Annotated in this window: 12 protein-coding genes; 5 read left to right on the plus strand and 7 right to left on the minus strand. The window is 45.8% G+C overall.

Annotated elements, in window-relative coordinates:
* Positions 1-114 precede the first annotated feature (114 nt).
* Both pdeM and AC1XTG_RS25240 read right to left on the minus strand, forming a co-directional pair.
* Positions 115-756, minus strand: coding sequence for a ligase-associated DNA damage response endonuclease PdeM (gene pdeM / locus AC1XTG_RS25235; RefSeq protein WP_484843855.1), 642 nt, complete (start codon positions 754-756; stop codon positions 115-117).
* Positions 746-3250, minus strand: a complete 2505-nt coding sequence (locus AC1XTG_RS25240) for a ligase-associated DNA damage response DEXH box helicase (protein ID WP_484843856.1) — start codon at positions 3248-3250, stop codon at positions 746-748. Before AC1XTG_RS25240 ends, pdeM begins: the two co-directional genes overlap by 11 nt.
* A gap of 93 nt (positions 3251-3343) precedes the next feature.
* Here AC1XTG_RS25240 and AC1XTG_RS25245 point away from each other — a divergent pair, with 93 nt between their 5' ends.
* Positions 3344-3532: a hypothetical protein gene (locus AC1XTG_RS25245; protein ID WP_484843857.1), complete on the plus strand. Its 189-nt coding sequence runs from the start codon at positions 3344-3346 to the stop codon at positions 3530-3532.
* An 89-nt stretch (positions 3533-3621) separates the two neighbouring features.
* Here AC1XTG_RS25245 and AC1XTG_RS25250 read toward each other — a convergent pair whose 3' ends face one another.
* Positions 3622-5220, minus strand: coding sequence for an ATP-dependent DNA ligase (locus tag AC1XTG_RS25250; protein WP_484843858.1), 1599 nt, complete (start codon positions 5218-5220; stop codon positions 3622-3624).
* Entirely contained in the window at positions 5217-6362 is a 1146-nt protein-coding gene (locus AC1XTG_RS25255) for a ligase-associated DNA damage response exonuclease (RefSeq protein WP_056291868.1), read from the minus strand. Before AC1XTG_RS25255 ends, AC1XTG_RS25250 begins: the two co-directional genes overlap by 4 nt.
* Positions 6363-6518: 156 nt before the next feature.
* Between AC1XTG_RS25255 and AC1XTG_RS25260 the strand changes: the two genes are divergently transcribed.
* From AC1XTG_RS25260 to AC1XTG_RS25270, 3 genes are read left to right on the plus strand one after another with little or no spacing between them, the layout of a single operon-like run.
* Complete coding sequence (locus AC1XTG_RS25260) at positions 6519-7127, plus strand: Uma2 family endonuclease (RefSeq protein WP_056291865.1); 609 nt, start codon at positions 6519-6521, stop codon at positions 7125-7127.
* 8 nt (positions 7128-7135) lie between these two features.
* Entirely contained in the window at positions 7136-7663 is a 528-nt protein-coding gene (locus tag AC1XTG_RS25265; RefSeq protein ID WP_056291854.1) for a hypothetical protein, read from the plus strand.
* Between the two features lie 43 nt (positions 7664-7706).
* On the plus strand, positions 7707-8105 hold the full coding sequence (locus AC1XTG_RS25270) for a DUF5618 family protein (RefSeq protein WP_056291850.1): 399 nt from the start codon (positions 7707-7709) through the stop codon (positions 8103-8105).
* A 377-nt stretch (positions 8106-8482) separates the two neighbouring features.
* Here the strand turns inward: AC1XTG_RS25270 and AC1XTG_RS25275 are convergent, their stop codons facing one another.
* The 3 genes from AC1XTG_RS25275 to AC1XTG_RS25285 form a co-directional block, all read right to left on the minus strand.
* Positions 8483-8728 (minus strand): hypothetical protein, encoded by a 246-nt coding sequence (locus AC1XTG_RS25275; protein ID WP_056291848.1) that lies wholly within the window; start codon positions 8726-8728, stop codon positions 8483-8485.
* A 74-nt stretch (positions 8729-8802) separates the two neighbouring features.
* A complete protein-coding gene (locus AC1XTG_RS25280; RefSeq protein ID WP_056291846.1) occupies positions 8803-9012 on the minus strand; it encodes a hypothetical protein in 210 nt (69 codons plus the stop codon).
* Positions 9013-9122: 110 nt separating this feature from the next.
* A complete protein-coding gene (locus AC1XTG_RS25285) occupies positions 9123-10883 on the minus strand; it encodes a discoidin domain-containing protein (protein ID WP_056291839.1) in 1761 nt (586 codons plus the stop codon).
* Positions 10884-11045: 162 nt separating this feature from the next.
* On the opposite strand from AC1XTG_RS25285, the gene tyrS reads away from it, so the two are divergent.
* The gene (tyrS, locus tag AC1XTG_RS25290) at positions 11046-12341 is read left to right on the plus strand and encodes a tyrosine--tRNA ligase (RefSeq protein ID WP_484843872.1); all 1296 of its coding nucleotides are present in this window, start codon (positions 11046-11048) and stop codon (positions 12339-12341) included.
* The last annotated feature ends 95 nt before the right edge of the window (positions 12342-12436 follow it).

The raw sequence follows: 12436 nt of genomic DNA on the forward strand, positions 1-12436 counted from the left end.
CAAACTTAGGTCTGCTACTGTTTCAAAACTTTAATTTATTTATCCCAAACCTGTATCGGGTTTTCAGGACTAGTCACCCCCTCCTTTCTCCCTTTCCTCCTTACTCCTCTTCCTTCAACACACCGAAAATACCTTTGTTTCAGTCGTGATAAATATCTTCCGGTTTTTGGTTAAATCCATTTGAAACCCGCCAGTGAAAACGCCGAAACTGGGAAGAATAGCTTGGTGGTTATCGACTACAAAACAAGGTAAGCGCACGCTCTGTCGGCCTTTTCCATAAGTAGTAAAAACGGGATGCACGTGTCCGGCGAATACAAATTTATCCTCCACAGCCTCTGTTTTAGGGTGGTGGGTAAAAACGAAATTACCTTCCTCGTAATTATTTAAATGTACTTCCAGATCGGCTTCAAGGAAGAGGCTCACGGGCAAGATGTCGTGGTTGCCGATCACGATCAGCATTTCAATGTAATGATGCGTTTGCCGCCAGTCGCGGAAAAGCTCCCATTCTGCATTGTATTGACTGTGAAAAAGATCTCCGAGAAATATAATGCGGGCGGCGCCGGTGTTTTTTACGAGCTCATTCATTCTCGCAAAATTATTGTCAATCGCATTGGGAGGCAGTGCAATTCCCTCTTTTCTGAAATGAGTTATTTTGCCTAAATGCAGGTCCCCAATTAATAATGTCTGCGTTTCCTCCCAAAAAATGGCCTTTTGTGTTAATAACTGAAAATGTTCCCCTCTGATTTCAATCTGCATTACTGTACTGTTTGATCATTTTCTGGATTCTGTCTTCCAGCTTTTCCGAAGTTAATTGTTCTCTCAGCCGATCCACCATAATCGGGAAAGAAAATGGTGTCGGTTTCGGTGTTTTTTTTACGATAATTTTCTGCGTCGCAATCCGGTCCAGCGCCTGCCGCATCCGTACTTCTTCCAGCTGGTAGGTCAATACTTCCTGGTAAGCTTGCTTGATCAGCAGGTTATTGTCTTCGTATTTGGTCATTACCGTAAATAGCAACGAACTGGAAGCCTGCAATTGTTTTGTTTTGACATTTTTTCCCGGGTAACCCTGAAACATCAGTCCTGAAATCGCAGCAATCTCTCTGAATTTTCGCTTTGCCATTTCAGTTGCATTCACGCTCTGGTAAATATCGTCCACGAGGTTTTTGGTAGAAAACAGATCGTGATTCTGCAAGATACTTTCAAGGTCAACATACTGGTCACTAAGTAGTTCAAATCCATAATCATTCATCGCGACAGAAAACGTGATCGGGCTGAGTTTTGATAGCCGGTATGCAAGAATGATCGACATTCCTTCATGCACAAGGCGGCCTTCAAATGGAAAAATGAAAATATGGTGACCCTCCCGCGTTTCACATTGCTCGATCAGCAGTTCGTCTGTCTTCGGGATCATGGAGCGTTCGGCCTGCAATTCTAAAAGCGGCTGCATTTTGGCAAGCTCTTTTTCCTTGAATGGGTTTTCAATGGCGTCAGCCAGGCGCTCACGGATAAATGCCGATAACTGCGAAGAGAGTGGCATTCTTCCTCCCGCCCAGCGAACCAGAAATCCTTTCTTACCCTCCGCTTTTTTTACCGAAACCGTCATTTCGTGAATCCTGATAAACTCCACGGTCATACCCGCAAACGTAAATACGTCGCCAGGCTTCATCCAGGTTACAAAAGACTCTTCGACCGTACCCAGATACTTCCCGCTTTGCAGCTTCACCTTAATGCCCGTTTCTGAAACGATCGTTCCCATACTCAGCCGGTGGCGCAATGCGATACGCCTGCTGGTAACTACATAGCGCCCATTAACGCGCTCCACTTTTTTATATTCATCGTAGACCAGCAGGGAAGAGCTGCCGGTGGTGATATATCCCAAAAGCCACTCCCATTCCTGCCGGTTGATATACTGATAACCGTAACTGTCGCGTACTTCTTCAAATAATTCCGCTTCATCAAAACCTTCTCCCACTGCCAGCGTTATCATCCATTGAGCCAAAACATCAAATGCATGAGCCACCGGGGGGCGGTCTTCCAATATGTTTTTGGCAACACCTTCCCGGAGCGAAACCGCCTCGATCAGTTCCAGTGCATTGGTCGGACAGAAATAGATCTTGCTATCCACACCCGGCCGGTGGCCACTGCGTCCCGCCCGCTGGATAAACCGCGCAATGCTTTTCGGGCTGCCGACCTGAATTACCGTATCTACCGGCCGGAAGTCCACACCCAGGTCCAGACTCGCCGTGCAGATGACGAGCTTCAACCTTTCATCGTGCAAAGCCTCTTCCACCCAGTCGCGTATTTCACGGTCAAGTGACGCGTGGTGCAATGCCATAATGCCGGCAAACTCAGGATATTTTTCAATGATAGTCCGGTACCATATCTCGGTACCCGATCTGGTATTGGTAAAAAGCAATGTCGTGCTGCTCTGATTCACAATTTGAACCACCTGGTCCACCAACCGCGTGCCCATATACCCCGACCACGGCAGCGTTTCAACGCGATCCGGAATAATACTTTCTACTAAAATTTTCTTGTCGGTATTTGCCTTGATGGTCACCGCCTGCTCTTGCGGAAAACGCATTCCCAGCAGCACTTGTCTGGCTTCGTTCAGGTTTCCGATGGTCGCCGAAATCCCCCAGGTTTGCAAAGCAGGGTTCATTTTCCTTAGCCGGGCGAGTGCGAGCTCTGTTTGTGTGCCCCGTTTGCTGCCCATTAACTCGTGCCACTCGTCTACGACAACGGTATGCAGGTTTTTGAACAGCTCCGAATTGTTTTTTTGAGCAAATAAAATATGCAGACTTTCGGGTGTAATAATCAGCGCATCAGGCATTTGTTTTTTCTGCTCGCTGCGGTCTTTGGCATTAGTATCTCCGGTCCGCATTCCGACGCGCCAGGTCAGGTTCATTTCCAGCGCCGCCATTTCCATATTGCGGAACAAATCTTTGGATAAGGCACGCAGCGGCGTGATCCAGAGCACTTGCAGCCCTTTCTTAACTTTCGGCTCCTTTGATTTAGCTTTTGGGTCTTTCGCATTAGCTTTCGGTTCTTTACCAGGAAGAGAATTAATGTGCCTTATGAGAATGGGTACCCAAAGTGAATAGGTCTTTCCGCTCCCGGTAGGCGCATTCACCAAGCCGCTCTTTCCATCCAAATAAGCAGCCGCCGCTTCCTTTTGAAAATCCGCCCATTTCCAGTTTTTGGACTTAAACCATTGCTCAGCGATAATATGTCCACGGGATTTTGGCAAGGAGGTTCGGGTTGTTGTCAGTACTTATTGAATAATGTTTAGATTTAGCAAGCTAAATGAACGTTCTGTCTAATCAAATAAAACTATACCAATATGTGGACGACGATCGAAGGAGTTTATGAAAATGGTCAGGTAACATTAAGTGAGGAACCGCCGGTGAGGGATAAGGCGAAGGTTTTGATTACTTTCATTGAGGAAAAACATAGTTCCATTCACAGCGATCGAGAGCTGGGCACAATAAAAGGCACAATCAGAATGTCAGATGATTTGATGTTCCGCTAGACGATTTTAAAGAATACATGTAAATGCGATATCTTGCCTACTGGAGTTTCGCGAATATGGAGGTTATGTGAATGTGGTTTGTTAATTAATCATTTATACATCTCCAAAATCCCTTTCAAATTCTCCAAAGTATCTGCCTCTTCGGCTTTTTTATCTTTCCGCCATCTCAAAATCCTGGGAAAGCGCACAGCAATACCTGACTTATGCCGGGTGGATTCATTGATGCCCTCAAAGCCGATCTCAAAAACCAGCTCAGGCTTCACCGTCCTTACCGGGCCGAATTTTTCAAGTACATTTCTCTTAATAAAATAATCAACCTGCCCGATTTCCTGGTCTGTCAATCCGGAATACGCTTTGGCAAACGGTACCAGCTTCCCGTCTTCGCCCCACACTGCAAAAGTGTAATCGGTAAACAGCTCCGCTCTCCGGCCGGAGCCTTTTTGGGCATAGATCAAAACGGCATCAACGCTCAGCGGATCAATTTTCCATTTCCACCAATCGCCTTTTTTTCGTCCTACCTGGTAAGTACTGGCTTTTCTTTTGATCATAAACCCTTCTGCATTTTGCTCGCGGGAAAGTGAATGCAGGTTGGCCAACTCCTCCCATTCTTTGAAATCAATCAGCGGAGAAAGATTGAATATCCGTTGTGCTGGCATTTGGGCATGCAGTGCTTCCAGCTCTGCCCGGCGCTGCTGCTGCGAGTGACTGCGAACATCCACGCCATTTGCTTCCAGAATATCGTAAGCCAGAAATGCGACCGGCGCTTCTTCGAGTACCTTTTTAGATAAATTTTTCCGACCAATGCGCGTTTGCAGCACATTAAAAGGCATCGGGCGATCGTCCTGGTAAGTCACAATTTCACCGTCGAGCACAGTTCCATTCGGTAGCACATCCGCCAGGAAATGCAGCTCAGGGAATTTTTCAGTCGAAAGCTCTTCTCCCCGCGTCCAAATGAACAGTTCGTTATTCCGGTAAATGATCTGTGAGCGGATTCCGTCCCATTTCCATTCTGCAAACCAGTCTTCCGGCTGGCCCAGGTCGGCCACGGTTCCTTCAATGGCATAAGCAAGGAAAAAAGGGTAGGGGCGGGAAGCGTTGTCGTTTTCACCTTTGTCCAATATAAGCTTTTCAAAAGTCGTATCCGCCGGGTCCCACTGACCCATGACGCGGTGAGCGATTACATTGGAGTCAATTTCAGTCGCCTCTGCCAAGGCCCGCACTACAAGCGTTTGTGAAACACCGATGCGGAAACTGCCCATTAAAAGTTTGTTGAATACGAAGGTCTCGTGCTGCGAAAGCTGCATCCAGGCCTGAATAATGTGGTCGCGCTTTTCTTCGTCCGTCATGCCTGGCAACATACCGAGGTAGTGAAACCAGTCAGTCAGGGTTTTGTCAGAGTCAAAAGTCTGGTTTTTAGGTAAAAGCAAAGAGATGGTCTCGCCCAGGTCGCCCACGCTCTGGTAACTTTCCTGGAAAAGCCACATCGGGATATTTGCTTCCTGCGCAGCCCATTCTTTTACCATGGTCCGGTTGACCTTAAATGAAGGTCTCCGACCGGTAAAAAGGGTCAATGCCCATATTTTATCTTCGTCTGAGGCTGTCAGGAAATACTGTTTCAGCAACTCCACCTTTGCATTGGTTTTGTTGGTACGGTCGAGGTTCATGAAAAGTTCTGCGAATTGTTTCATAGTTCGCGGCCTCCTTCCACCCCTAAATCCCCTGTTGGGGACTTTTCTTTTGATGTATTTTCGATTTCATCGTCCAGTTTGGCTTTGTGTTGTTCGTAACTTTCACTTGCGACTGCTGCGTCCTGAACTACTTCTTCCTCTTCGTTTTCGTCCTCATTTCCATACATAGTGTGTACTTCTCCGGCTTCAATGCCATTTTCGTTCAACCACCGCGAAAAAATACTGGTATATCCGTGCGTTACAAACACTTTTTCGGCGCCTGTTTCTTTTACTGCCCTGTTCAGGTCAGGCCAGTCGACGTGATCGCTTAATACGAAACCCTGATCCACGGCGCGGCGGTTCTTGGCACCGCGCAGCGCCATCCAGCCCGAACAATAACCTAGGGAATAAGGATTGAATTTCTTGATCCACGTGCTGCTGTCTACCGAAGGCGGGGCTAGTACGAGTGCGCCGCGGAATAGCTTGCGGTCCGTCTCTTTGGTGACTAATGTTAATTCAGGTAAGTCGAAGCCTGCCTGACGCAGCCTGTCGTTTAATGTATAAATAGCTCCGTGGGCGTAAATAGGCTCGTCGGGTAACTGTATGTTCTTCAATATCCGCTGCATTTTACCCAAAGAATAGCCCATTAAAACACTGGCTTTTCCTTCGGCTTTATTCTGGGCAAACCAGGTATCTATCTCGGACATAACTTCATGTTGCGGCTGCCACTTGTATATGGGGAGGCCAAATGTAGATTCCGTTATAAAAACGTTGCATTTCACGGGTTCGTAAGGCACAGCAAAATGGTCGTCTTCCAATTTATAATCGCCGCTGGCAACCCATACTTCGCCTTTATGTTCCACTCTGATCTGCGCTGAGCCGATAATATGTCCGGCGGGGTATAGGGAAAAAGTAACGCCATTGATCACGAATTTCTCACCGTATTCAACAGTTTGCAAAGAAATATCCTGTCCCAATCGTAGCCTCAAAATAGGCTCACTGTCTTTGTGCGCAAGATAATGCTTGCTACCCCAGCGCGCATGGTCGCTGTGCGCGTGTGTTATAATCGCCTTATCGACCGGTATCCACGGATCAATGTGCGCATCGGCGACGGAGCAGTATATACTTTTCCCGGTAAATTGAAGTAGTGGTTGTGATGGCATGACTCTGAAATTATGAAAATTGTGCCAGCCTGATTAATGCTTTCGCAGGTGCATTGACTGCTTCTTCTTAAAAGTTAAGCCGCATGATAATCGGATTTGATTTACTAAATTGTGTTAGTGTAAATTGTTGAATCACTATAAAAACACTTTACACACATGGGACTCGCTCAAATGGCAACAAACACCTACACCGTACCTGAATATCTCGAATTGGAAGAGAAAAGCGAGATCCGTCATGAATATTATGACGGGGAAATCTTTGCTATGGCCGGCACAACACTGAATCACAATCGGATTGTTGATAGTGTCAGGACGCTCTTGAAGGGCATCTTCAAGCCAAGAGGCTGCGAGACATTTGCTGAAAACGTGAAAGTTGAATGCACTCCAAATTTCACTTATTGTTATCCAGATGCCATGGTCACCTGTTCAGCTGAGGATCTTGCCAGTACATATATTGTTCGCAATCCCAGTATTTTGGTTGAAGTTTTGTCCAAAAGCTCCGTCAGCTATGACCAGGTCTTTAAGCTAAAACTCTACAAGCAAATCGCCTCGCTGCAATATTACCTTCTGGTCACACAATATGAATGTTATGTGCAATTGTACACCCGGTCTGGCGACAGTGATATCTGGAATTACCAAACTTTTGCTAACCCGACAGACCAGGTTCCATTTGACAATCTGGGATTTTCATTATCTGTTGCCGCGATTTACGAGGGCATTACTTTTTTGCCGGAAGAGGCGGAAACCACGCTTCCGCGGGATTAGGCCTTTAAATGAAAAAGATCGAATATTCAGATATTCTGCATGAGCACGTTTACCTCTATTACAAAGGCGACCGCCATTATCCTGTCAGCATCATTTCAGATCAGGATCGCTGGCTGGCAGATTGGGTAAAGTGTACGCGCTATTATGTGCAGGGATCATTTGGAGAAAGCTACAATGACTTGTTAGCGGAAGCACTTCAAGATTTAAGGAGTGTTTTGTTCGATGAAGTTGCAGGCTTCAAGTACCTCGTTTTAATGAATACCCAGCGCGTCGAACCTTTGGATGCCACGAATTTCTGTACACTCGCCAGCCATTTGGTTGATTCCAGAAATGCACTTATTGTAATTGCCGGGGAAGATTTGTTGAAAGATGTACAGAATGTTCCGGTTGAATATGACAAAGCAACTGGCTCAGGTAACATCGATTATCTCAGACTGATTTTAGATTTATGCCCTTTGGGCGCATCTGTTTGCAAAATGAGTGGAGATGGTGGTGATGATTATATCGCCTTTGATCTCTTCTCGAAGAATAAATAATTTGTCCAGTAAGAATGGACGGTTTGTCACACCATTATCATTTATGTCAGCAAAAACACACGAAGAAAGATCCGCTGCGGAGGAAGCGCAGCGCTATTTGGAGAATGCACGCACCATTCTCAGCGAAAAGGCTGGGAAGAAAGACGGATTGTATGCCGATGTAAAATACGTCAAAATGGCCTCGGGCACGGCTTATTCAGCGGCGCTGCTTATTTTGGATGAATTTCTGAAGCAAAAAGAAGGTATTCATTTCAAGAAACCGACCAGCATTGAAGATTATATTGTAGGAGTTGGCAAGTATGATAAAAAATTGCTTAGACTTTTAGTAGATGTTTATGACGAACTGCATTTGGCTGGCTACTATCACGGTACTAAATCCGTTAATACAATCCAGCTGGGTCTTAGCAATGTGACTAAGATGTTGAACTACATCGCACAATAATCGTTTTTCTATAAACAGGAGGCCCCTCTGGGGCCGCTATTTACGCCGTCCACATTTTTCTATAAACAGGAAGCTCCTCTGGAGCTGTGATTGCCGTATCCACATTTCACAAAGGTTCCTGAGGAGCCGCCTGTTTTCAATTACTGAATGCATTTGAGATGGTCGCTAGCAAGTCATATTTAGCTTAGTTACAGGGGGCTCCTCCGGAGCCGCGATTTTCACGTTAGCACATTTTCTATAAACAGGAGGCTCCGCAGGAGCCAATGCACTTGCTAAGCGCGAAAACCGTTCCGGAGGAACGCCCTGTTTATAGAAACAACATATTCCTATAAGCACAAAAGGCTCCTGAGGAGCCTCCTGTTTACAATGATTGTGAATTATACAACGCACTTGCAAGTTGTGTCCAGTTTCGTCAGCATAGTCGCAACTCTCAGCTGGTTCACAATATGCACGCGCATCTCAGAAGTAACATTTTCCAGATCTGAACTGAACAAGAAGCTTTCAACCATATAGTGCATTGATTCCACCATTTCACTGACATGGTCGGTTGCGAAAAAATCACGAATGATCTCGTTTTGTTTAACTAAGGCTTCGTCCGATAAGCTGGTTTTTAGTGTGTTCATAGTTTTAAGTTGTTTATAGTAAATAACTGAATTTGTAGGATTCTCGATTAATTTTAGGCAAATAAAAAGCCGCTTTACGGCTCATAGACAATCAAAGTCTCAATTCTAAAATTTCCGAATTCAATTAAAATGTCTCGCATTCGTTTTTCGGAAATTCCCTGATTATAGGTATAGTCTCTCCAAGCCACAACAGGTTTGCCCTTTTTCACTGCTGGCGGTAATGATGGATATACATTCTTTATCCACCAATCAAACGCTTCCGGGATAGTTTCGAACTTCTTCATGTAAATGTAATCAATAATCGAGTTTCCTACAAAAACTTTGTTATTTATTTTGGTGAAAATAGTGAAAGATATCTTTGCATATGTTAGTCGCTGCTTACCATGTTGATTTGCTACCTAATCCCAACAACCTTACTCACTCCGGAAACCCCATTCTCATTAAAAGCTTCAATATTGAAATAATAAGGCACCCCTACATTCAATGCGCGCAATTCAAATGCATTCGGCTCGTCGTGCCAGAACTGGTAGGTTTGGTATAATTTATCTGGTGAGATTCCCCAAAGAACATTGTATCCAATCGCGCCGGGCACTTTTTCCCATTTCAAATCCACATTCCGGGCGTCTTTTTGGCGAACAGCTGTAAAGCTTTTTGGAGTAGCGGGCGCTTTTCCAAAACCATTTCCAAACACACGAAACTCGCTGATTGCGAGAGTGGGCGAGGCTACGTAAATGTGCTCGTAGCGCACATATCGGGCTTTTACGGGTTTTGCGAGTTCAATGTAAGCTACTGGCCGGTCGCGTTTTGGTTCGTTGGAAAGATCTGCCGCTGGCTCCCATTTCTTGCCATCTTTCGAAGTCAGGATCTTGAATTGCGTGTAAACTTTTTCGGGTTTGTTGTCAAAGATATTGGATTTATAATCGGTGTAATTTACCTGAATTGCCTTTACTTCCTGTTCGGCTCCGAGATCGATCGTTAGGTTTTCCCCGGGCTTGTTTTGCTTTGCAGCCCAGAATGTACGCGGGTTTTCATCGGTAATCTTCGCGGCCGACATTGAATCTATTGTCGATGAGGCTGTTACTGGTTTTTTGTAGGATAAAAGCATCCAGCCCGTGAACTGTTCGTCGCCTTTGCCGGACCAGGTTTTGGTCGTCATTTTGTGCGGGAAATCGCCGAAACGCGTGTTGGCGAACATTTGTCCGTCTTTGTCAAAGCCTGCCGGGTACATCACAATGCGCCGCTCCATTCCCCAGTTCAGCCCGATCCAGGTGGTGCCGGTATTCCAGTAATTTCCGTAGTTATCCTGAAAAGTATTCCCGTGACCGGCGCCAGTCGCGAAGCCGCCTGGCTTGTAGGAAACGGGGTTGTAAGGCGCGTAAGTAAACGGCCCAAGCGGATCGTCGCCCACGTAAGTACCATTTGCATATACATTGTATTCCGTGCCTGGCGCGCCGTATTGGAGGTAATATTTGCCTTTATGCTTCGTCATCCAAGCGCCCTCGGTGAAGGGTTTAAATGGATCCGAGTGGTTTGGCCCAAAACGTTCCCAGCCGTGATCGTACTGATTTAACCAAAACATCGCTTTGTAATCACCTTTGAATGCAAGTCTTTTGGAATAATCGAGCTCGGAGCCGAAAATTGGGTACACATTCGACGAGCCCCAGTACATATACCATTTATCAGTGTCGGGATCATGAAAAAGCGCGGGGTCCCACGGGCCAATATCTTTCGGCAGTCTCGGCGTCCAGCGGTTGTAAAACTCCCAAATGCCTTTTTCCGGCGCTACTGAGTACAAAATAGGTCTGGATTCGAATGTGGATTGGAACAAAAACAAGGTATCCCGCACCGAAACGGCTGCGGGCGCGCACATATCTTCAAAAGGCCAACGATTGGCAGTGAGGTACTTCCAGGTTAGCATATCTTTCGAATGCCAATAGCCGCCGGAAATGGTGACGAACAGGAAATATTCGCCTTTGTGGTTGATTATCACGGGATCAGCGCCGGAGCGGTAGCTGATATTTTCGTTGAGCTGCTCGAAATTGTATTTGTAATCGATATCCATCGGGTTGCAGTAGGTGGTCTGCGCCAGCACTTGCCGTGCACACAGCAAGGCCAGAGAGAAGATCAATAGTGTGGTAGTCAGTTTTTTAAGCATGTGAGGATATTGCATTTAAATCTTTTATCAATACCAAAATAACAGTTTTTGGGGGAAATATGAGGTGCGACTTCCAAAACCTTGTGGATAGCGCAGCATTTCAAGTCTATAAATTTTACCTTTGCGCTTCGATTTGAAAATGTACTTGAACTCACAATGGAAATTGATTTTATCGAGGAACTGCGCTGGCGCGGAATGCTGCACGACGTCATGCCGGGCACACAGGAGCAACTGAATAAGGAAATGACTGCCGGTTACATTGGTTTCGATCCCACTGCTTCCTCTCTGCATATTGGCAACCTGGCAACAATTATGCTGCTTGTGCATTTCCAACGTGCTGGTCACAAGCCGTTTGCACTTGTAGGTGGCGCGACCGGGATGATCGGAGACCCTTCTTTTAAAGCAGCTGAGCGTTCGTTTCTGGATGAAGATACATTGCGTTTCAATCAGGAAGGGATCAAAAAACAACTGGAACAATTCCTTGATTTTGACTGCGGCGAAAACTCTGCCGAAATGGTCAATAACTATGATTGGTTCAAAGATATTGGCTTTTTACAATTCCTGCGCGAAGCTGGTAAGTACCTGAGCGTTAATTATATGATGTCCAAAGATTCGGTTAAGAAACGTCTGGAAACGGGCATTTCCTTTACCGAGTTTTCGTACCAGCTTTTGCAGGGTTACGATTTTTACTATTTATATAAAACCAAGAATATCCGTCTGCAAATGGGCGGCTCCGATCAGTGGGGTAACATCACGACCGGCACCGAAATTATCCGCAGAAAAGAAGGCGACGAAGAAGGTTATTTCAAAGCCTACGCGCTTACCACGCCACTTTTGACGAAATCCGACGGTTCAAAATTCGGTAAATCCGAAGGCGGAAACATCTGGCTCGATCCTGAAAAAACGTCTCCTTACGAGTTCTACCAATTCTGGCTCAACCAGGCAGACGAAGATTTGCCACGTTACCTGCGGGTATATTCATTCAAAGGCCGCGAGGAAATCGAAGCCCTCGAAAAAAGCCACGCCGCCGAGCCGCATTTGCGCATTATGCAAAAAGCATTGGCCGAAGAGCTGACTACACGCGTGCATTCTGAGAAAGCATATCAGCTGGTGATCAAAGCTTCGGAAGTTTTGTTTGGAAAAGCTACGCTGGAAACTTTGCAAAGCATTGAGATCGATGAGTTTGACACGATTTTTAACGGCGTACCGCAAACTGAAATTAGCCGGGAGGAATGGAATGGAACAGCAAATATTCTGGATCTGGTTTCAATAGTTACCAGAGCCGAGATTTATCCTTCAAAGGGCGAAGCCCGCCGCGCGATCCAGCAGAATGCAGTGAGTGTAAACAAGGTAAAGGTTACGTCTGAGGCGCAGGCGCTGAGTGACTTTTCGTTATTGCAGGATAAGTTTTTGTTGATTTCCAAAGGGAAAAAGAATCATTTGATTCGGGTGGAGTAAAGTCTCTTTACGAACGATCATTTTAGTAAAAGAAGCTCTTCCCGAGCTTCTTTTTTTGTTTGGAGAAACTTACTAAAGTTTTTTGAGCCGATAAA

The sequence above is a fragment of the Dyadobacter sp. HNCC25DJ183 genome (assembly GCF_056895175.1).

Coding starts and splice junctions, on each gene's coding strand:
- AC1XTG_RS25270 (WP_056291850.1), top strand. CDS start 7,707: ATGTCAGCAAAAACACACGAAGAAAGATCCGCTGCGGAGGAAGCGCAG.
- AC1XTG_RS25275 (WP_056291848.1), bottom strand. CDS start 8,728: ATGAACACACTAAAAACCAGCTTATCGGACGAAGCCTTAGTTAAACAA.
- AC1XTG_RS25285 (WP_056291839.1), bottom strand. CDS start 10,883: ATGCTTAAAAAACTGACTACCACACTATTGATCTTCTCTCTGGCCTTG.
- AC1XTG_RS25265 (WP_056291854.1), top strand. CDS start 7,136: ATGAAAAAGATCGAATATTCAGATATTCTGCATGAGCACGTTTACCTC.
- AC1XTG_RS25255 (WP_056291868.1), bottom strand. CDS start 6,362: ATGCCATCACAACCACTACTTCAATTTACCGGGAAAAGTATATACTGC.
- pdeM (WP_484843855.1), bottom strand. CDS start 756: ATGCAGATTGAAATCAGAGGGGAACATTTTCAGTTATTAACACAAAAG.
- AC1XTG_RS25280 (WP_056291846.1), bottom strand. CDS start 9,012: ATGAAGAAGTTCGAAACTATCCCGGAAGCGTTTGATTGGTGGATAAAG.
- AC1XTG_RS25260 (WP_056291865.1), top strand. CDS start 6,519: ATGGGACTCGCTCAAATGGCAACAAACACCTACACCGTACCTGAATAT.
- AC1XTG_RS25250 (WP_484843858.1), bottom strand. CDS start 5,220: ATGAAACAATTCGCAGAACTTTTCATGAACCTCGACCGTACCAACAAA.
- AC1XTG_RS25245 (WP_484843857.1), top strand. CDS start 3,344: ATGTGGACGACGATCGAAGGAGTTTATGAAAATGGTCAGGTAACATTA.